Source organism: Streptococcus sp. SN-1, from assembly GCF_041154385.1.
Classification (GTDB): domain Bacteria; phylum Bacillota; class Bacilli; order Lactobacillales; family Streptococcaceae; genus Streptococcus; species Streptococcus mitis_CT.
Window position 1 is genome coordinate 964448 of the sequence record NZ_AP028929.1, and the last position, 22299, is coordinate 986746.

The 22299-nt window shown below is 37.7% G+C and carries 12 protein-coding genes and 1 other RNA gene; 8 read left to right on the top strand and 5 right to left on the bottom strand.

Features of this window, described 5'->3' with window-relative positions:
• The first annotated feature begins 37 nt into the window (after window positions 1–37).
• On the top strand, window positions 38–6559 hold the full coding sequence (locus ACAM22_RS04320; RefSeq protein ID WP_369606988.1) for a ZmpA/ZmpB/ZmpC family metallo-endopeptidase: 6522 nt from the start codon (window positions 38–40) through the stop codon (window positions 6557–6559).
• Between the two features lie 43 nt (window positions 6560–6602).
• The gene (locus tag ACAM22_RS04325; RefSeq protein WP_369606989.1) at window positions 6603–12227 is read left to right on the top strand and encodes a ZmpA/ZmpB/ZmpC family metallo-endopeptidase; all 5625 of its coding nucleotides are present in this window, start codon (window positions 6603–6605) and stop codon (window positions 12225–12227) included.
• 301 nt (window positions 12228–12528) lie between these two features.
• Here the strand turns inward: ACAM22_RS04325 and ACAM22_RS04330 are convergent, their stop codons facing one another.
• Both ACAM22_RS04330 and rsmG read right to left on the bottom strand, forming a co-directional pair.
• Complete coding sequence (locus ACAM22_RS04330) at window positions 12529–13812, bottom strand: solute carrier family 23 protein (protein WP_261043677.1); 1284 nt, start codon at window positions 13810–13812, stop codon at window positions 12529–12531.
• Between the two features lie 253 nt (window positions 13813–14065).
• On the bottom strand, window positions 14066–14779 hold the full coding sequence (gene rsmG, locus ACAM22_RS04335; RefSeq protein ID WP_261055447.1) for a 16S rRNA (guanine(527)-N(7))-methyltransferase RsmG: 714 nt from the start codon (window positions 14777–14779) through the stop codon (window positions 14066–14068).
• A gap of 93 nt (window positions 14780–14872) precedes the next feature.
• On the opposite strand from rsmG, the gene ACAM22_RS04340 reads away from it, so the two are divergent.
• Both ACAM22_RS04340 and htpX read left to right on the top strand, forming a co-directional pair.
• Window positions 14873–15433 (top strand): LemA family protein, encoded by a 561-nt coding sequence (locus ACAM22_RS04340; RefSeq protein WP_000219822.1) that lies wholly within the window; start codon window positions 14873–14875, stop codon window positions 15431–15433.
• Between the two features lies 1 nt (window position 15434).
• Window positions 15435–16334 (top strand): zinc metalloprotease HtpX, encoded by a 900-nt coding sequence (htpX, locus tag ACAM22_RS04345; RefSeq protein ID WP_369606990.1) that lies wholly within the window; start codon window positions 15435–15437, stop codon window positions 16332–16334.
• A gap of 490 nt (window positions 16335–16824) precedes the next feature.
• Here htpX and rlmB read toward each other — a convergent pair whose 3' ends face one another.
• Window positions 16825–17553, bottom strand: a complete 729-nt coding sequence (gene rlmB, locus ACAM22_RS04350) for a 23S rRNA (guanosine(2251)-2'-O)-methyltransferase RlmB (RefSeq protein ID WP_000855758.1) — start codon at window positions 17551–17553, stop codon at window positions 16825–16827.
• A 44-nt stretch (window positions 17554–17597) separates the two neighbouring features.
• Complete coding sequence (gene def, locus ACAM22_RS04355) at window positions 17598–18209, bottom strand: peptide deformylase (protein ID WP_001272936.1); 612 nt, start codon at window positions 18207–18209, stop codon at window positions 17598–17600.
• Between the two features lie 174 nt (window positions 18210–18383).
• On the opposite strand from def, the gene ACAM22_RS04360 reads away from it, so the two are divergent.
• The 4 genes from ACAM22_RS04360 to ssrA all read left to right on the top strand — a co-directional run bounded on the left by ACAM22_RS04360 (window position 18384) and on the right by ssrA (window position 21598).
• Window positions 18384–19703, top strand: coding sequence for a CapA family protein (locus tag ACAM22_RS04360; RefSeq protein ID WP_369606991.1), 1320 nt, complete (start codon window positions 18384–18386; stop codon window positions 19701–19703).
• A 21-nt stretch (window positions 19704–19724) separates the two neighbouring features.
• Window positions 19725–20552 (top strand): HAD family hydrolase, encoded by an 828-nt coding sequence (locus tag ACAM22_RS04365; RefSeq protein WP_369606992.1) that lies wholly within the window; start codon window positions 19725–19727, stop codon window positions 20550–20552.
• A gap of 1 nt (window position 20553) precedes the next feature.
• A complete protein-coding gene (locus ACAM22_RS04370; RefSeq protein WP_369606993.1) occupies window positions 20554–21189 on the top strand; it encodes an SGNH/GDSL hydrolase family protein in 636 nt (211 codons plus the stop codon).
• Window positions 21190–21250: 61 nt separating this feature from the next.
• Window positions 21251–21598: a transfer-messenger RNA gene (gene ssrA, locus ACAM22_RS04375) on the top strand.
• 246 nt (window positions 21599–21844) lie between these two features.
• Here ssrA and ACAM22_RS04380 read toward each other — a convergent pair.
• Complete coding sequence (locus tag ACAM22_RS04380; RefSeq protein WP_369606994.1) at window positions 21845–22192, bottom strand: thioredoxin; 348 nt, start codon at window positions 22190–22192, stop codon at window positions 21845–21847.
• Window positions 22193–22299: the final 107 nt, after the last annotated feature.

A 22299-nucleotide genomic window follows, 5' to 3' on the forward strand; every position in this document is an offset into this window, starting at 1 on the left:
CCTTACATATTTTTAAATTTTATTTCAAGGAGGAATGATGGAAAAGTATTTTGGTGAAAAACAGCAGCGTTTTTCATTTAGAAAATTATCAGTAGGACTTGTATCTGCAACGATTTCAAGTTTATTTTTTATGTCTGTATTAGGTAGTTCATCTGTAGAGGCTCAAGAGACTAAAGGTGTTCACTATAAATATGTGACAGAGTCAGAGTTATCATCAGATGAAAAGAAGCAGCTTGTCTATGATATTCCGACATACGTGGAGAATGATGATGAGACTTATTATCTTGTTTATAAATTAAATTCCCAAAATCAACTGGGGGAATTACCCAACACTGGAAGTAAGAATGAGATGCAAGCCCTAGTTGCTGGTGCTAGCTTAGCTGCTCTGGGAATTTTAATTTTTGCCGTCTCCAAGAAAAAGGTTAAGAATAAAACGGTATTACATTTAGTATTGGTTGCAGGAATAGGAAATGGTGTCTTAGTTTCAGCCCATGCTTTAGAAAATCATCTTTTGCTAAATTACAATACTGACTATGAATTAACTTTAGGAGAGAAATTACCTCTTCCTAAAGAGATTTCAGGTTACACTTATATTGGATATATCAAAGAGGGAAACATAACTTCTGAATTTAAAGTAAGCAATCAAGAGAAATCAGTAGCTACTCCCAAAAATCAACAAAAGGTAGATTACAATGTTACACCAAATTTTGTAGAGAATCCATCAAAGGTACAAACTATTCAGGAAGAAAAACCTGTTTCTTCAACTAAGCCGACAGAAGTTCAAGCAGCGTTGCCGGAAACAGGCGTAACAGATAAAGGTGAACCTGAAGTTCAACCAGCTTTACCAGAAGCTGTAGTAACCAACAAAGGCACACCAGAAGTCCAACCTGCATTGCCAAAAGCAGTTGTAAGCGATAAAGACAAACCAGCAGTTCAACCTACGTTACCTGAATCAGTTGTAACCGATAAAGGCGAGTCTGCAATTCAGCCAGAGTTACCAGAAGCTTTAGTCACGGAAAAAGGTGAAGCCGAAGTTCATCCTGCATTACCCGCAGCTGTTGTTACTGAAAAAGGCGAGCCTGCAGTCCAGTCAGATTTACCAGAAGCAGTTGTAACCGACAAAGGCGAACCCGAAGTCCAACCTGCATTGCCAAAAGCAGTTGTAAGCGATAAAGACAAACCAGCAGTTCAACCTACGTTACCTGAATCAGTTGTAACCGATAAAGGCGAGTCTGCAATTCAGCCAGAGTTACCAGAAGCTTTAGTCACGGAAAAAGGTGAAGCCGAAGTTCATCCTGCATTACCTGAAGCTGTTGTTACTGACAAAGGTGAGCCTGCAGTTCAACCAGCGTTACCAGAAGCGGTAGTCACGGAAAAAGGTGAAGCCGAAGTTCATCCTGCATTACCAGAAGCTGTTGTTACTGAAAAAGGTGAAGCCGAAGTTCATCCTGCATTACCTGAAGCTGTTGTTACTGACAAAGGTGAGCCTGCAGTTCAACCAGCTTTACCAGAAGCTGTAGTAACCAACAAAGGCACACCAGAAGTCCAACCAGCGTTACCAGAAGCGGTAGTCACGGAAAAAGGTGAAGCCGAAGTTCATCCTGCATTACCAGAAGCTGTTGTTACTGACAAAGGTGAGCCTGAAGTTCAACCAGCTTTACCGGAAGCAGTAGTAACCGACAAAGGCGAGCCTGCAATTCAGCCAGAGTTACCAGAAGCAGTAGTCACGGAAAAAGGTGAAGCCGAAGTTCATCCTGCATTACCAGAAGCTGTTGTTACTGAAAAAGGTGAGCCTGAAGTTCAACCAGCTTTACCAGAAGCAGTAGTAACCGACAAAGGCAAGCCTGCAATTCAGCCAGAGTTACCAGAAGCAGTAGTAAGTGATAAAGGTGAACCTGAACAGGTAGCCCCACTTCCAGAATATACTGGGAAAATCGAGCCGCTGAAATCAGAAAGTACAAAACCTTCTGAAGAAACTAACAATACAACAGAAACGAATAATGTTCAAAAAAATGCCAGTGCACTACTTAGAATGAATTTTGTTAAAGGTAATCAAGCGTTATCTGGAACTGGTTCAGCTACATTTATAGCACCTAATGTATTATTGACAGTAGCACACAATTTCATTAATAATTCTTCAGATAACAGCACGGGTGAATTTAGAGGAGAAAAGTCTAAAAATACATATGAATGGGTAACACCTGATGGACAAAAAGGTTCATTTACTTCAGAGGATATTCATTTTTATAATCAAAAAGATTATCCAAAAGGATTTATCTATGATTTAGCAGTGATTAAATTACCACAATCTTTAGAAAGAAAACATGTAAATCTAGTAGAAAATTACTCGAAAGTAAATATTCATGACAAACTAAATGTCTATGGATATCCAGGTGGGGAATATACGCACTTAAAAGATGCTACAGTTGAAATGGAACAAAAATATGCGAATAATACCTACGGTGTTCAATATCAAGGTGGAAAACCTGGTATGAGTGGTGGAGGAATATTTAATACTAACGGTGAAGTCATTGGTGTACACCAAAATGGTGCTAAGAACCGTTCAGGAGGATTAATATTATCTCCAACACAATTAGACTGGATTAGAAGTATTATAAATGGTAAAGAAATTACTCCGACATATGATGCACTAGAACGTCATAAAGATGAGAAAAAAGACGATGTTAAAGAAGAAGATGTTAATAAGAAATTAGAGCTTAGAAATATATCTTCTGTAGAACTATATTCAAAAGAAGGTGATAAGTATCGTCATGTAACTTCACTTGATTCTGTGCCAAATGACCCACAAAATTACTTCATGAAAGTAAAATCAGAGAACTTTAAAGATGTGATGCTGCCTGTTTCAAGTATTACTGATGATAATAAAGATAATAGAGATAATAGAGCTGTTTATAAAATAGTAGCAAGTGCAAATAATCTGATACAACATGAAAATAATAAAGTACTAGATAATTATACATACTATTTACCTAAAACTCAGCAAAGTGAAACTGGGGTATATACATCATTTAAAAATTTAGTTGACGAAATGAATAGAAATCCTTATGGAGAATTTCATTTAGGTGCAACTATGGATGCTCGTGAAGTTGAACTACCAGATGGCCAAGAAAGTTATGTGAAAAATGAATTCCATGGAAAATTAGTAGGAACAAATAATGAGAAATATTATGCTATTTATAATCTGAAAAAACCATTGTTTGGGGGATTAAATGGCGCTACAGTAGAAAATCTTTCATTAAAAGATGTCAATATTTCAGCAAAAGAAGATGCTGCAACAGTAGCTAAAGAAGCGAAAAATAGAACTGCAATTAGTAATGTTCATGCTGATGGAGCGATAGCTGGGGAACATGGAATAGGAGGATTAGTTTCACAAGTTAATAATTCTACTATTTCTAACAGTAGCTATACAGGTAGAATAACTAATACATATAAAACAGTTGCTAGTTATCAAATCGGAGGTTTAGTAGGTAAACTTTCTGGTTCGGGAGCATTAATAGACAAGTCGGTTGCATCTATCGATATGGCGACGAATGCAACGCAAGGAGATCAGTCTATTGGAGGAATAGCTGGTGCAGTAATTGATAATGCCGTAATAAGTAGTAGTTATGCTGAAGGGAAATTAAATAATGTTAAACCTTTTGCTTATGTAGGTGGTGTAGTAGGAGACCTTTGGGATCCAGTGGATGGTTTAGAAAAATCTGGAAAACTATTAAATGTACTAAGCGATGTTAATGTTACAAACGGTAATGCTATAGCTGGTAAACATTTTGATAATATGAAAGCAACTAATGTTTATAGTAATAAAAATAATAAGGTTGTAAATGTAGTACCAGAGGATGATGAAATCTTAACTAAGGATTCTACTGTTCAAAGAGGAGAAGTCTTAGAAGATGCTCAGATTAGAGAGAAAAAATCTGCTTTTGCATCTAAAAATATTATTAAAACAGAAGATTTTAACTTCTCTTCTAGATATGTAACTGACTATAGAAGTCTTGAGAATGCTGATTCATCAAAAGAAAAAGTATATAAAAATATAGAAAAACTATTACCGTTCTATAATAGAGAAACAATAGTTAAGTACGGAAATTTAGTAGAGTCAAGTAGTAATCTTTACAATAAGGAATTATTATCAGTAGTTCCTATGAAAGATAAAGAAGTAATTAGTGATATTAACCAATACAAATCAAGTATAAATAAACTACTACTATATTATACGGACAATACATCAGAGAAACTTAATGTAAATTATCAAAGTGATTTTTCAAATGTAGCAGAGTATAGAATAGGCGATACAAAATTAATTTACACACCGAATACATTACTTCACAATTATAATAATATTTTAGATAAAGTATTACCAACATTAAATAGTGTAGAATATAAATCAAAGGAAATTAGAAAAGTATTAGATGTTTCAAATGATGTTAGTTTAACAGAACTATATTTAGAAGAACAATTCAATACTACAAAAAATAACTTGAGAGATAGTTTAACGAAACTACTTACTGCAGATGCTGCAATAGCTGAAAATAACAATAAGATAATAGATAATTATGTAATCGAAAAAATTAAAAATAATAAGGAAGCTTTACTTCTAGGATTAACATATTTAGAACGTTGGTACAATTTCAAATATGGTAATACAAAAGCGAAAGATTTAGTTATGTACCACTTGGATTTCTTCGGTAAATCAAATAGTTCAGCGTTAGATAATGTTATCGAACTAGGTAAATCTGGATATAATAATTTACTAGCGAAAAATAATGTTATAACTTATAACGTTTTATTAGCGAAAAATTATAAAACTAATAATTTATTTGATGCTTTGGAAAAATATAGAAAAGCTTTTGTACCAGATAAAACAAATAATGAGTGGTTTAAAGAACAAACTAAAGCTTATATAGTAGAAGAAAAATCTACAATTAAAGAGGTAAGTGATAAGCAATCAATAGCTGGTAGTCCATATTCAATTGGAGTATATGATAGATTAACTAGCCCATCTTGGAAATACCCAAGTATGGTCTTGCCGCTATTAACATTACCTGAAAAATCGGTGTTTATGATTGCGAACATTTCGACAATAGGTTTCGGTGCTTATGATAGATATAGAAGTAAAGAACATCCAGCAGGAACAAATTTAAATAACTATGTTGAGACAAAAGCAAAAGAAGCGGCCGTTAGATTTAGAGATCACTATGATTATTGGTATAAAATACTAGATGATAAAAATAAAGAAAAATTATATAGAAGTGTTCTAGTCTATGATGCATTTAGATTTGGAAATGATGAAGATAATAGGTTACAAGAAGCTACTTTTGAAACTAATCATCCGGCAATAAAACATTTCTTCGGTCCAGCGGGAAATAATGTTGTCCATAATTCTAATGGAGCATACGCTACAGGGGATGCATTCTATTATATGGCGTATCGTATGCTTGATAAAGATGGTGCGGTAACTTATACACACGAAATGACGCATAACTCAGATAGAGAAATTTATCTAGGAGGATATGGAAGAAGAAATGGACTTGGACCAGAGTTTTATGCTAAAGGATTGTTACAAGCTCCTGATCATCCAAATGATCCTACTATTACGATTAACTCTATATTGAAATATGAAAAATCAGAAGATCTAACTAGACTTCAGGTGAAAGATCCTACAAAACGATTTAATAATGCAGAAGATTTACAAAAATATATGCATAATATGTTTGATGTAATTTATATGCTAGAATATCTAGAAGGTAATGCAGTTGTTAAATTAGATATTTCTAAGAAAAATGAGTTGTTGAGAAGAATAGAAAATAAATTTGAAACAGATCCAGACGGAAGTAGAGTTTATGCAACCAATGTTATTCGTTATTTAAATACTAGTGAACTTAACAAATTAACCTCATTTAATAGTTTAATTGAAAATGATGTTATTACAAGAAGAGGATACGAAAATGGAAATGACAATACTTTTAAACGAAATGGATATTATACAATTAAACTATTCTCACCAATATATTCTGCTCTAAGTAATGATAAAGGAACTCCGGGTGATTTAATGGGTCGTCGTATGGCGTTTGAATTGTTAGCTGCAAAAGGATTTAAAGATGGAATGGTACCATATATTTCTAATCAATATGCGGAAGAAGCAAAAGCCAATGGTGATGTTATTACATCATATGGTAAAGTAATCGGTAATGTAACTGATGAGTTAGTACTTCAAAAAGTGTTTAATAATGAATATAAATCATGGGTTGATTTCAAAAAAGCAATGTATGAAGAACGAAAAGCTAAATTTAATAAATTAATGAGCATTAGCTTCGATAACCCAAATGGAAGTTGGTTCAGAAAAGATAGAGTGACAATAAAAAATATAGAAGATCTTCAAAGAATGATAACTACTGCTGTCAATGAAGATGCTGAGGATTATCTTGTGAATATATATCCAGAAAGAAGTAGAGTTCATAAACTTAAACAGGCAATCTTTAAAGCCTATCTTGATCAAACCGATGATTTTAGAAATTCAATTTTTGAGAATAAAAAATAGTATTTGCTATTAGGAAATAAAAAGTAAAGGTAGAGGATTACAATTGTCATTATTAAAAAAAGATAGATTTTCCATTCGGAAAATAAAGGGTATTGTTGGTTCGATATTCTTGGGGAGTCTTTTATTTGCACCGTCAGTTGTTGGTGCATCGACTTATCATTACTTGGATTATAGTAATTTGACACAAACTGAACGTGATCAACTCAAACAAGGTAGACCTGACGAATCAAAAGAATCATATGCTTTGGTTTATGAGAAAGACGCACTACCAAATACTGGTCAATCACAATCTATTATGACTGTATTGGGTTTATTGACCATCGGTAGTCTTGTTGTAGTTATTACAAAAGATAAGAGAAATAAAAAAATAGCTACATTTTTGATTGTAGGGGCGACAGGTTTAGTTACACTATCAACTACTTCAGCACTTAATTTGAATGCTAACATCCATGAGTCTGGACGTGATGGTGTGTTGCAAATTTCTGGTTACAGATATGTTGGTTACTTGGAATTTGATGAGAGAACGGTTTCATCGGTTTCGCTAGTTGAACAATCCAAAGTTATGACAGACAAAGGCGAACCCGAAGTTACAACAGCTTTACCAGAAGCTGTTGTAACTGAAAAGGGCGAACCTGAGGTGCAACAAGCTTTACCAGAAGCTGTTGTAACTGAAAAGGGCAAACCTGAGGTTCAACCAGCCTTACCAGAAGCTGTAGTAACTGAAAAAGGCGAACCTGAGGTGCAACAAGCCCTACCCGAAGCTGTAGTCACTGAAAAGGGAGAACCTGAGGTTCAAGCAGCCTTATCAGAAGCAGTTGTAACTGAAAAAGGCGAACCCGAAGTTCAACCATCGTTATCAGAAGCAGTTGTAACTGAAAAGGGGGAACCTGAGGTGCAAACAGCTTTACCTGAAGCTGTAGTCACTGAAAAGGGAGAACCTGAGGTTCAACCATCGTTATCAGAAGCTGTTGTAACTGAAAAGGGGGAACCCGCAGTTCAACCAGCCTTACCCGAAGCAGTTGTAACTGAAAAGGGGGAACCTGAGGTTCAAACAGCCTTATCAGAAGCAGTTGTAACTGAAAAAGGGGAACCTGAGGTTCAAACAGCCTTACCAGAAGCCGTAGTCACTGAAAAGGGAGAACCTGAAGTTCAAACAGCCTTACCCGAAGCCGTAGTCACTGAAAAGGGAGAACCTGAAGTTCAAACAGCCTTACCAGAAGCCGTAGTCACTGAAAAGGGAGAACCTGAAGTTCAAACAGCCTTATCAGAAGCTGTTGTAACTGAAAAAGGGGAACCTGAGGTTCAAACAGCCTTACCCGAAGCTGTTGTAACTGAAAAAGGGGAACCTGAGGTTCAACAAGATTTACCAGAAGCTGTAGTCACTGAAAAAGGAGAACCTGAGGTTCAACAAGATTTACCAGAAGCTGTAGTCACTGAAAAGGGAGAACCTGAGGTTCAACAAGATTTACCAGAAGCTGTAGTCACTGAAAAAGGAGAACCTGAGGTTCAACAAGATTTACCAGAAGCTGTAGTCACTGAAAAGGGAGAACCTGAAGTTCAAGCTGAGTTGCCAGAATATACGTCAAAAGTTGCTCCAACTTTGACTTTAGATAAGGTTACAGAAGATGCGATGGATCGTTCAGCTACATTGGATTACACTCTTGAAAATACAGGTAATGCTGAAATCAAGAGCATTATAGCTGAGATTAAAGATGGGGACACTGTTGTTAAGCGAGTTGATTTATCTAAAGAAAAATTGACAGACGCTATTCAAGGTTTGGATTTATTCAAAGATTATAAAATTGCAACAACAATGACTTACAACCGTGGTGAAGGTGATGAAACATCTAAACTGGATGAAAAACCTTTGCGTTTGGAGTTGAAAAAAGTTGAAATTAAAAATATCGCATCTACTAATTTAGTGAAGGTGAATGATGATGGTACTGAAACACCTAGTGATTTCATGAGCGAAAAACCTTCTGATGAAGATGTGAAGAAAATGTACTTAAAAATCACTAGTCGTGATAATAAAGTAACACGTTTAGCAGTTGATAAAATTGAGGAAGTAACTGAAGAAGGTCAAAAACTTTATAAAATTACGGCTGAAGCTCAAGATTTGATTCAACACATTGATCCATCTAAGGCGCGCAATAAGTATGTTTATTATATAGAAAAACCCCATCCTAAAGAAGATAATGTCTACTATAACTTTAAAGATTTAGTAGATGCTATGAATGTTAATAAAAACGGTACATTTAAAATTGGTGCAGATTTGAATGCTACAAATGTACCAACACCCTTTAAACAATATGTCCCAGGTACGTTTAAGGGACATCTATCAAGTGTTGATGGTAAACAATATACAATTCATAACATTGCTCGTCCCTTATTTGACCGTGTTGAAAATGGTTCAGTAAAGAATATTAATTTAGGTAATGCGGATATCAATATGCCTTGGGCTGACGGAATAGCACCTGTTGCCAATATGGTGAAAAATGCAACTGTTGAAGATGTTAAGGTGACTGGTAATGTAGTTGCTAATAACAATATTGCAGGTATCGTCAATAAAATCGATAGTGGTGGTCAGTTGACAAATGTAGCCTTCATCGGTAATCTTACAGGTGTTGGTGATAAAGGTCAATATATGGCTGGCATTGCCGGTGAGATTTGGAGAGGTAATCTTGCAAAAGCATATGTCGAGGCTGATATTGTTGCCAACAGAGCCCGTATAGGTGGTTTAGTTGCTAAAACAGATAATGGTAACGACTCTATGGGAATTGGTAAATACGGTTCAATTCGTAAATCGGTCGCCAAAGGAACCATTAAGACTAAAGTTTTGCTTGAAACAGGTGGATTTATCAATAGCAATCTTCCTTTTGGTAAACTGGAAGATAATATTTCAATGATGAGAGTTGAAAATGGTGAAGAGTTCTTTGGTTCTTCAGATTTGGACTACGATGGTGGTTATTTCACAAATGGCTGGTTAGAGCGTAACTTTGTTGTCAAAGGTGTCAGTTCAGGTAAGCATTCATTCAATCGTTCTCGTGACAAAATTAAAGAAATTAGTCAAGATGAAGCTAACAAGAGAATTGCAGCCTTTAATATTACTGCTGATAAATACGAAATCAACGAACCTGTTGTCAATCGCTTAAATCGTTTAACCAGAAGAGAAGATGAATATAAGTCAACCCAAGACTATAAAGTAGATCGAGATCTGGCTTATCGTAATATTGAGAAACTTCAACCATTTTATAACAAAGAATGGATTGTCAACCAAGGTAACAAACTTACAGAAGATTCAAACTTAGCTAAGAAAGAAGTCCTTTCTGTTACGGGAATGAAGGATGGTCAATTCGTGACCGATTTATCGGATATCGATAAAATAATGATTCACTATGCTGATGGTACTAAGGAAGAAATGGATGTTACTAAGAATGCTGATTCTAAAGTGAAACAAGTTCGAGAATATACCATCGCTAGACAAAATGTTGTTTATACACCAAATATGGTTGAGAAAGACCGTGTGAAACTGATTGCAGATGTGAAAGAGAAGTTATCTTCAGTCACATACGATTCGCAAGATGTTCGTAAAATTATTGGAAATCCAGCTGATTTGTATCTAGAAGAAAGCTTTACTGACGTCAAAGACAATCTTGATAAATTTGTGAAAGCTTTAGTCGAAAATGAAGATCATCAATTGAATAGTGACGAAGCTGCGATGAAAGCACTTGTGAAGAAAATTGACGATAATAAAGCGAAAATTATGATGGCTCTATCTTACTTGAACCGTTACTATAACATTAAGTATACTGACAACAGTATGAGTATCAAAGACATTATGATATTTAAACCTGACTTCTACGGTAAAACACCAAGTGTGTTAGATCGCTTGATTAACATCGGGTCTAGCGAGAAGAACTTAAAGGGTGACCGAACTCAGGATGCTTATCGTGAAATCATTGCAAGTAATACTGGTAAAGGTAGTCTTCGTAACTTCCTAGAATACAACATGCGTTTGTTTACAGAGGATAAAGACATCAATGATTGGTTTATCCACTCAGCTAAGAATGTTTATGTTTCAGAACCTAAAACTACAAATCCTGACTTTGTCAATAAACGTCATAGAGTCTTTGATGGTTTAGATAACGGTGTTCATGGTCGTATGATTTTACCACTTCTAACGCTTAAAGATGCCCATATGTTCTTAATTTCAACATATAACACGATGGCGTACAGTTCATTTGAGAAATATGGTAAGTATACAGAAGAATCTCGAAACGAATTTAAGAAAGAGATTGATAATGTTGCGAAAGGTCAACAAACTTACCTTGATTTTTGGTCACGTTTAGCATTGCCAAGTGTACGTGACCAATTACTCAAAAGTCAAAATAGGGTTCCGACACCTGTTTGGGATAACCAAAACTATCATAACGTTGAAGGTGTAAATCGTATGGGTTATGATAAGAACAATAAACCAATTGCACCTATTCGTGAATTATATGGACCAACTTGGAAATTCCATAATACCAACTGGAATATGGGAGCTATGGCATCTATTTTCCCAGATCCTAATAATAATGACCAAGTTTATTTCATGGGAACAAATATGATTAGTCCGTTTGGTATTTCAGCCTTTACTCACGAAACAACACACGTAAACGATAGAATGCTTTACTTCGGTGGTCATAAGCATCGTCAAGGTACAGACGTTGAAGCCTATGCACAAGGTATGCTGCAAACACCTGACAGCTCAACGACTAATGGTGAATACGGCGCACTTGGAATTAACATGGCTTACCATCGTCCAAATGATGGTAACCAATGGTACAACCCAGATCCTGACAAATTAAAGACACGTGATGACATTGACCGCTACATGAGAAACTACAATGAAGCTATGATGTTGCTTGATCATGTAGAAGCTGATGCTGTACTTCCTAAAATTAAAGGAGACAATAGTAAGTGGTTCAAGAAGATTGACAAAGAAATGCGCTTTAAGATTCAGTATAATGATCTTTTAGGTCCAAACCAATGGGATAGTGTCCGTGATTTGAAAGATGAAGAAAAGGTAATGACTTTATCTAGCGTCAATGATTTAGTGGATAATAACTTCATGACAAAACATGGAAATCCAGGTAATGGACGTTATAGACCAGAAGATTTTACACCAAACTCAGCTTACGTAAATGTCAATATGATGGCTGGTATTTATGGTGGTAATACAAGCAAAGGTGCTCCTGGTTCATTATCATTTAAACACAATGCTTTTCGTATGTGGGGTTACTTTGGATATGCAAATGGATTCATTGGATATGTCTCTAGCAAATATCAAGATGAAGCTAATAGACAAAATAATAGCTTATTAGGAGATGATTTTATCATCAAGAAAGTATCTGGAGACAAGTTCAAGACACTTGAAGAGTGGAAGAGACATTGGTACGAGGAGGTTCTTGCTAAAGCTAAGAAAGGCTTTGAAGGTATCGATATTGATGGCGTCCATATCAGTAACTATGATGAGTTAAGGCCTTTATTTGATAAAGCAGTCGAAGAAGATTTGGAAAAAACAGATGACTTCTCTCATACTGTAGCTCTTAAATCTAAGGTATTCAAAGCCCTTCTTAAAAATACAGACGGTTTCTTTAACCAACTGTTTAAAAAAGACATTTAAATGTTTAGAATATAAAGGGAACAGTTTTTTGCTCCCTCTGAAAAGTCATCATTTGATGGCTTTCAAAAAGCACCTCAAAAAAGGTATTGGCAAGTTGCAATACCTTTTTTTGAGGCTCTTTTATCTTGTCCTTGTTTCAATTGACGATACCACATTATGTACTGTTTTGCTTCATTTTATTATAAAAGGACTTAGTCCTGTGCAGTACAGAACTAAATCCTTTCAATAATTATTTGTGCAACTTTTTGGGGTTAGTAAAGAGAAACTCGTTTTTGTTTATTCTCTTTCTGTGTCAAGTCTCTTAATCTTTATTTTCGTATGGTAAGATCAAGTTCAAGATGATTCCTGTCATGGCTGATAGGGCAGTACCTGAAAGGGTAACTGGACCGAGTTTAAGGATAGCTCCTCCAAGTCCAAGGACCAACATAGCACTTGCGATGATTAGGTTACGCATTTGAGCAAAATCAACACGTTCTTTAATCAAGACTTTCAAACCGTTGCTGGCGATAACTCCATAGAGAAGGATTGACATACCACCAAGTACAGCATTTGGAATGGTTGAAATCAAGGCAGTGAATTTACCAAGGAAGCTAAGGGCAATCGCGATAAAGGCAGCGTTACGGATAACTGAGACAGAAGCGATACGAGTCATACCGATAACCCCTGTATTTTCTCCGTAAGTTGTATTGGCTGGTCCACCAAGGAAGGCAGAAACTGAAGTTGCGATACCGTCACCAAGAAGAGTACGGTGAAGACCTGGTTCTTTCAAGAATTGACGGCCACAGATTTGACCCAAAACAGTATGGTCTCCGATATGTTCAGAAATTGTTACGATAGCGATTGGCAAGATAGCGATGGTTTCTGGACCAAAGTAAAGATTGTATTCTTTAAAGGCACCACCAGTGCTAAATGGCAAGTAGAAACCAGGAATCTCGAACCAGTTAGCTTTAAGAACTGGTGTAAAATCAACCAAGCCAAGGGTTAGTGCGAAGAGGTAACCACCGATAATAGCAAAGAGGAATGGAATGATTCGTAGGAAGCCCTTTCCTTTAGTATTGATAAAGGCAGCAATCAAGAAAGTAACAACTGCTACAAGAGCATTTTTCCAATTTCCGTCCGCTACAAGTCCAGCGTTAGTAACTGCTGAACCTGCCAGTCCTAGACCGATAACGATAATCATAGGACCGATAATGATTGGTGGTAAGAGTTTATCAATCCATTTTGTACCTGCAAAACGAACACCAGCAGCCACAAGGACATAGACCAAACCAGTCAAGATAACCCCTGTTTGGGCAGCAGATACATCACCACCCATTTCTTTCATAGCCAGTGACATAGCTGTGATAAAGGCAAATGAAGAACCTAGATAAACTGGAACTTTAAATCCAGTTGAAATCATGTAGATGAGTGTTCCAACACCTGAAGCAAAAAGGGCAACAGATACAGGCATTCCCAAAATCAAGGGTACCAAGATGGTTGCACCGAACATGGCGAAAACGTGTTGGAAGCTAAGGAGAATTCCTTTTCCAGCTGAAGGACGTTGGTTAACGTCTAGTAACAAATCAACAGTTGATTCTTGTTTCATATAAACCTCACTTTTGGGCATCAAAAAAGAGCCCATTATTTTACAGCAATAGGCCCTCAGAGTAAGACTTCTTTAAAATCTAGACTTTAAAGAGTTTCAAATATTTCTGCGTCTTCGTCACCTCACGGGATGACATTAAAAACCTTTGCTTAGGATAGTATAGCAGAAAAAAATGATTTTGTAAATCATTTTTTCCCGAGCCTAGAAATAAAAAAGCGAGGTTGACTTTGTAAATATTTTTTTACTAAAAAGATTAAAGCGGGCGTTTATTGGGCATGCCAGCCTTACGTGGATATTTATTTGGTGTTTCTTTTTTCTTTTCTACTACTGTGATGTAGCGCGGATCTCCATTAGGTAGAGCGTAGCTGAGATTGTCTTCGACCTTACTAAAAAGGAGGTTGAGGGCATTCTTAGCTTCTAATAATTCCTCAGGCGCATTGCTGGCCTTGAGTGCCAATAGTTTTCCGCCAACTTGCAGGTAAGGAATTGTCAATTCAGATAAAACCTGCATGCGGGCAACCGCACGAGCTGTTACAAAATCATATTGAGCACGGAAGTTCTTATCTTGGGCAAAATCTTCGGCACGTCCATGGTAGAAATGAACATTGTCTAAATCCAGTTCTTGAGCCAACAGTTGGAGGAAGTTGATGCGCTTATTGAGTGAATCAATGATGGTCACATCTAACTGAGGATAGAGAATTTTCATTGGTAGACTAGGAAATCCTGCCCCAGCACCGATGTCAAGAAGTTTGATAGTTTCATTGGGAATCAAACCTTGAAGAATGGGTGCAATCGAATCGTAAAAATGTTTGAGATAAACTTCTTCCTTGTCCGTAATAGCTGTTAAATTAATCTTTTCATTCCACTCGACCAAGAGTTCAAAATAACGATCAAATTGTTTTTTTTGCTGGTCCGAAAGTGGAATATTTTGCTCGGCAAGCAAGTTGTAAAATGTTTCTGATTTCATAGTTATTTCCTTCTTTAGTATCATCTTATTTTACCACAATCATTAAAAATTTGATATACTGGTACTAATCTAAAAGTAGAAAGGACTTATATAATGACTTGGATTATTCTTGGAGTTATCGCTCTTATTGTTATTTTTGTAATTGTTAGCTATAACGGTTTGGTTAAGAATCGTATGCAAACAAAGGAGGCTTGGAGTCAGATTGATGTTCAGTTGAAACGTCGAAATGATCTCTTGCCAAACTTGATTGAGACTGTAAAAGGTTATGCTAAATATGAAGGTTCTACCCTTGAAAAGGTGGCAGAACTTCGCAATCAAGTTGCTGCAGCGACTTCACCAGCAGAAGCTATGAAAGCTAGTGATGCCCTCACTCGTCAGGTTTCAGGTATTTTTGCTGTTGCAGAAAGCTATCCAGATTTGAAAGCTAGTGCCAACTTTGTTAAATTGCAAGAGGAGTTGACAAACACAGAAAATAAAATTTCATACTCTCGTCAACTTTACAACAGTGTTGTCAGCAACTACAATGTAAAATTAGAAACTTTCCCAAGCAATATTATCGCTGGAATGTTTGGATTTAAAGCAGCAGATTTCCTTCAAACACCAGAAGAGGAAAAAGCAGTTCCTAAAGTTGATTTTAGCGGTTTAGGTGACTAAGATGTTGTTTGATCAAATTGCAAGCAATAAACGAAAAACCTGGATTTTGTTGCTGGTATTTTTCCTACTCTTAGCTCTTGTTGGCTATGCGGTTGGTTACCTCTTTATGCGATCTGGGCTTGGTGGTTTGATTATCGCACTGATTATTGGCTTTATCTATGCCTTGTCCATGATTTTTCAATCGACAGAGATTGTCATGTCCATGAACGGGGCGCGTGAGGTTGATGAACAAACGGCACCAGACCTCTACCATGTAGTGGAAGATATGGCTATGGTGGCTCAGATTCCTATGCCCCGTGTTTTCATCATTGATGAACCTGCCTTAAATGCCTTTGCGACAGGTTCTAACCCTCAAAATGCGGCGGTTGCTGCGACGTCAGGTCTCCTAGCTATCATGAATCGTGAGGAGCTAGAAGCTGTTATGGGACATGAAGTCAGTCATATTCGTAATTACGATATCCGTATTTCGACTATTGCTGTTGCCCTTGCCAGTGCTATCACCATGCTTTCTAGTATGGCAGGTCGTATGATGTGGTGGGGTGGCGCAGGTCGCAGACGAAGTGATGATGATCGGGATGGAAATGGCTTAGAAATCATTATGCTAGTGGTTTCCCTACTTGCAATTGTGCTGGCACCTCTCGCTGCAACCTTGGTGCAACTAGCTATTTCTCGCCAGAGGGAATTCCTAGCTGATGCTTCCAGTGTCGAGTTGACGCGCAATCCGCAAGGGATGATCAATGCTCTACGTAAGTTGGATAATAGTAAACCGATGAGTCGTCCTGTCGATGATGCCAGCAGTGCACTTTATATCAATGATCCCAAGAAAGGGGGAGGGTTCCAAAAACTCTTTTATACCCATCCACCTATCTCAGAACGGATTGAACGTTTGAAACATATGTAAAATATGCCTATACAATCCTAAAAAATGAGCATTCTCGTAGTTGGAGATGCTCATTTTCTTATATAAGGAACTCAGAAATCAATTTGTTATGATACAACTTATATTCTTCGAAAATCTCTTCAAACCGCATCAGATTCGCCTTGCCGTACTTAAGTCCAGCCTGCGGCTAGCTTCCTAGTTTGCTCTTTGATTTTCATTGAGTATTAGAATTTCTTTAGGAAACTTCGTTCAGAACACATGATATATCGAAGAAGAATCTAGCATCTATGTCAAATGGAGGAGGGCAACTGATCTCGTTTTTCGAAAATTAGAGAATATTTTTGGTGAGCTCAGAGTGTGTGTTAGAGACAAGTAGGCCAGCGTAGTAGAGCTAGGATTCATCTTAATCAGCATGGAGTTTACAAAATTGTCCAAGAATTCAATCTACAGATCAGTTATTTAAAAATCACTGTGTGCTTTTAGTTAGAAGTTAGTTTTTGTCCAGCCGCTTTTATAGTCTATTTCGGAAAACTTCGTACATGAGAATAGCCGCAGCAACACTGGCATTGAGACTTTGAACATGTCCATTCATCGGAATGGTAATCATCTCGTCGACCTGTTTTTTGATGTTGCTAGAGATGCCTTTGCCTTCATTTCCGATGATGAGGGCGATTTTCCCTTTTGTATTCCACTTATGGCAAGGAGTCCCATTCATATCTGTTCCAAAGGTCCAGAAGCCTTCATCCTTGAGTTTGTCTAGAGTTTGGCTTAGGTTGGTCACTCGTGCAATGGGAACGTGTTCAATAGCACCTGTGGCCGTTTTGGCAACGACAGGAGTAACTCCGACAGCACGGTGTTTGGGAATGATGACACCTGAAACGTTGGTCGCATCGGCCGTTCTCAGGATGGAGCCTAGGTTGTGAGGGTCAGTTAAGCCATCCAGAATCAACAGAAGTGGATTTTCTTCTTGGCGTGTTTTTGCTAGGATGTGTTCTAATTCGCTATAGGCAAATTCAGATACTCGTAGAACAAAACCTTGGTGGACAGCACCTTCAGTCATCTCAGAGAGAGATTTTTTTGAAGTCCAAGAAATGGACACCTTCTTTTCTGTAGCCAGTTCTTTGACTTTCTCAACATTCTTACCTCGGAGATCTTCTTGGAGGTAAAGTTTGTTTCCTGTGTTTGCAAGGAGGGCTTCGGTAACGGCGTGAACGCCATAGACAATATCATTTGTTTTCATGCCTCTATTATAACACAAAACCCCGTCTTGCAACGGGATTTTCTTTATTCTAGAATTAGTAAACCATCTTTAACTGCAAATGGGTCTTTTTCATTGATACGATCGTAAAACATGATTCCGTTAATGTGGTCAATTTCATGCTGAACAACGATGGAGTTGTAGCCTTTGAGTTTGATACGGTGTTTTTCTCCATCCTTGTCAAAGTAGTCAACAGTAACGCGGGCATGGCGAACAACATAGCCAGGTACGTTGCGGTCAACAGACAGACAACCTTCTCCTTCACCAAGAGCAGCGTCTTGAACAGAGTGAGAGACGATTTTTGGATTGTACATAATGGCTTGCAAATCGTAGGCTTCCTCTGGAGTTTCTCCTTCTTCAACAATATTTGGTACTAAAACAGCGATAATGCGTTTTGAGATATCCAATTGAGGAGCAGCAAGTCCAACCCCACCGCGTAGCCCCATCTTTTCAGCCATGACAGGATCTTGGGAATGTTTGAGGAATTGCATCATCTTTTCACCAAGGATGATTTCCTGGTCAGATAGGGGGAAAGTAACTTCCTCAGCAACCGCGCGTAGAGTTGGGTTCCCTTCGCGGATAATATCTTTCATATCAATTAAGTGAGCAGCTTTTGTAATACGTTCTATAGCAGACATTTTCTCTCCTTTCATTACTTCTACATGATATCACAAAATGACAAGGATTGAAAGCATTACGGCATCGAGCTTTTATAGAAAATGCCTACTAGGTTCAATTCAATTGTGAAAGAATTACTTATCTGTGATATAATAAAAAGAAAAGGCTTGCATTAGAAAGTAGGGAGAATGAAGATGCAAAGAAGACAAGATAGAAATCAGGGTGGTTTAGCTTTTCGTTTTATGAGGGGCTTGGTAAACTTTTTTAGGAGTTATCGTAAGTGGAGCAACAAGGGATTTGTGGCGGTACTCTTGCTAGCAGTTGCTTTATCAATGGGCTTGGTCTTGTTGTTTGAAAGCTTCCAAGGTATGCCTATGACCAGTCAAAAACGAAATACTATTTCTCAAGAAGGAACTAAGAAAAATTCTCAGGAGCAGGAAGAGGAAAAAACTGCTAGAATTATGGCTCATGGTGATTTGCTTTATCATGATATTCTTTACTTTTCAGCAAAAAAGGATGATGGAACGTATGATTTTCATGAGAATTTTGAGTATGTTACTCCTTGGCTTAAGCAAGCAGACTTAGCTATTGGTGACTTTGAAGGAACCATTAATAAGGATCATTATTTAGCAGGTTATCCTCTCTTTAATGCTCCTGCTGAAGTTATGGATGCCATTAAGGATGCAGGTTACCATGTTCTAGATTTGGCTCATAATCACATTTTGGATTCGCAAATTGAGGGGGTTATTTCAACGGCAAATGCTATCGAAAAAGCAGGAATAACACCAATTGGAGTTTATACGCACGAGCCACGTGATCAGGCTCCGCTGGTCATTAAGGAAGTGAATGGTATCAAGGTTGCACTTTTGGCTTATTCTTATGGATTTAATGGAATTGAGCAAAATATTTCTCAAGAGGATTATAATCACTATCTTTCAGATTTAGATGAGAATAAAATGAAGTCTGAAATTGAACGGGCGGAAAAGGAAGCAGATATCACCATTATCATGCCACAAATGGGTGTTGAGTATCGCATAGAACCGACTGAAGAGCAAAAAGCTCTTTATCACAAGATGATTGATTGGGGAGCAGATATTATCTTTGGAGGGCATCCACACGTAGTTGAACCGTCTGAAATTGTTGAAAAAGATGGGGACAAGAAACTCATTATCTATTCAATGGGGAACTTCATTTCCAATCAACGAATTGAGACCATGCAAGGGGTAGAAAATGCTAAGTGGACTGAACGGGGTGTTCTCATGGACGTGACCATTAAGAAGAAGGATGGAAAAACAACTATCGGAACAGCTAAAGCTCATCCTACTTGGGTCAATCGAACACCAAAGGGAACCTTTTCACCAGAGGGCTATCCTTTATATCATTATCAAACCTATATCTTGGAAGATTTCATAGAGGGTGGCAGTCATCGTGACCAGTTAGATGAAGTGACTAAGGAACGAATTGATACAGCCTACAAAGAAATGAACGAACATGTTGGATTGAAGTGGGACTAGCTTGAATCCAGAGGAAAGAAAATGACGATTAAAGTAATTGCGACAGATATGGATGGGACCTTGCTGGATGCTAGAGGCCAGCTTAATCTCCCACGATTGGAAAAGATTTTAGATCAGTTGGATCAAAGGGGTATTCGTTTTGTCATCGCGACGGGCAATGAAATTTACCGCATGAGGCAATTACTGGAGCACTTGGTGGATCGAGTGGTTCTGGTTGTTGCCAATGGTGCTCGTATTTTTGAAAATAATGAACTGATTCAGGCTCAGACTTGGGATGATGCCATTGTCGATAAGGCTTTGGCTCATTTCAAGGGTCGAGCGTGTCAGGACCAGTTTGTTGTAACGGGGATGAAGGGTGGTTTCGTCAAGGAAGGTACTATTTTTACAGATCTTGAAAGTTTTATGACTCCAGAAATGATTGAAAAATTCTACCAACGGATGCAGTTTGTGGATGAATTAACCTCTGACCTCTTTGGTGGTGTGCTTAAGATGAGCATGGTAGTTGGTGAGGAACGTTTGAGTTCGGTCTTGGAAGAAATCAATGACCTCTTTGATGGCCGTGTTCGTGCTGTATCCAGTGGCTATGGTTGCATTGATATCCTCCAAGCTGGGATTCATAAAGCATGGGGCTTGGAAGAATTACTCAAGCGTTGGGACTTGAACCCCCAACAAATCATGGCTTTTGGCGATAGTGAAAATGATGTTGAAATGCTTGAAATGGCTGGAATTGCCTATGCGATGGAAAATGCTGATGATAAAGCCAAAGCTGTGGCGACTGCTCTAGCGCCAGCCAACAGCCAAGGAGGAGTTTATCAAGTCTTGGAAAATTGGTTAGAAAAAGGAGAATGAAGTGGCAGTACAGTTATTAGAAAATTGGCTCCTAAAGGAACAAGGTGAAATTCAAACCAAGTATCGTCACCTAAATCAAGTTTCTGTTGTAGAGCCAGACATTCTTTTTATTGGGGATTCCATTGTCGAGTATTATCCTATACAGGAGCTATTTGGAACTTCGAAGACGATTGTCAATCGAGGCATTCGAGGTTATCAGACAGGACTGTTATTAGAGAATCTGGATGCGCATCTATACGGTGGGGCGGTAGATAAAATTGTCCTTTTGATTGGGACAAATGATATCGGAAAAGATGTGCCTGTGAATGAGACTCTCAATAATCTCGAAGCTATCATACAATCCATTACTCACGATTATCCATTGACTGAGATTAAATTGCTTTCTATTTTGCCAGTCAATGAGGGAGAGGAGTACAAGCAGACAGTCTATATCCGCACAAATGAAAAAATTCAGAAATGGAATCAAGCCTATCAAGAGCTTGCTTCTGCCTATATGCAGGTGGAATTTGTACCAGTTTTTGATAGTTTGACAGACCAAGCAGGCCAACTCAAAAAAGACTACACAACTGATGGGCTGCACCTCAGTGTTGCTGGTTATCAGGTTTTGTCAAAAGCCTTGAAAGACTATCTTTTTTAGTTAGTTGATTTCCCTTTTGCATTTTTTAGTTAGATAAGGTATAATGGTTTTATTGTCTTTTGGGGTCGTTACGGATTCGACAGGCATTATGAGGCATATTTTGCGACTCGTGTGGCGACGTAAACGCTCAGTTAAATATAACTGCAAAAAATAACACTTCTTACGCTCTAGCTGCCTAAAAACCAGCAGGCGTGACCCGATTTGGATTGCTCGTGTTCAATGACAGGTCTTATTATTAGCGAGATACGATCAAGTCTTGTCTAGCGGCTTGATAAGAGATTGATAGACTCGCAGTTTCTAGGCTTGAGTTATGTGTCGAGGGACTGTTAAACTAATACATAACCTATGGTTGTAGACAAATATGTTGGCAGGTGTTTGGACGTGGGTTCGACTCCCACCGGCTCCATTATTCCTTTGCATTCTTTTGCATTCCTTGGTAAAACGTTGTTAAATCAACGTTTTTTATTTTTGTCTTTGGTATTCCTTGGTATTCTTTTGCGAAAAAGGCAGACCCTAAAACAGACCCTGTTTTTAAAAAAGGGATACAAAAAAGGATACAACATTTTTGTCGTATCCTAAAAATCTATGTACTTCACAAAGCGTTCTTCGGATCCATTATGCATTTTTGTGATTTTAAAACTTGCTAGCTGATTTTTTACAATCCTGCAAAATCTTTGATTTCTTGTGCTGACATTGAAGAGTCGCAACGAACATTGATTTGTCCATCTGCAATGTGAACGAAGCCTGGTACAGTTGGGATGCCATAGCGTGAGCGGAATGCTTGCAACTCATTGAGTTGGCTTGGTTCTTCACTATTGATGAAGTAGATGTGAGCTTTAGTTTCAGCTACGACACCTGACAATGTACCTGCAAATTTACGGCAGTAAGGGCAAGTTTTACGACCGATAAAGAAGGTTGCAGTTTCTTTTTTATCAAGAGCTTCTTGCGCACGCGCAACTGTAGTGACTTCAAGGTCTTTGATGTTATCTAAAAATTGTTCCATGAGATTACCTCGCTTTCATTGATAAGTCTAGTATGCCATAAAGTTTCTAAAATTGCTTAGATTTGATACGAAAAAAGATGAGATTGGTTTGTCTCATCTTTTATAGG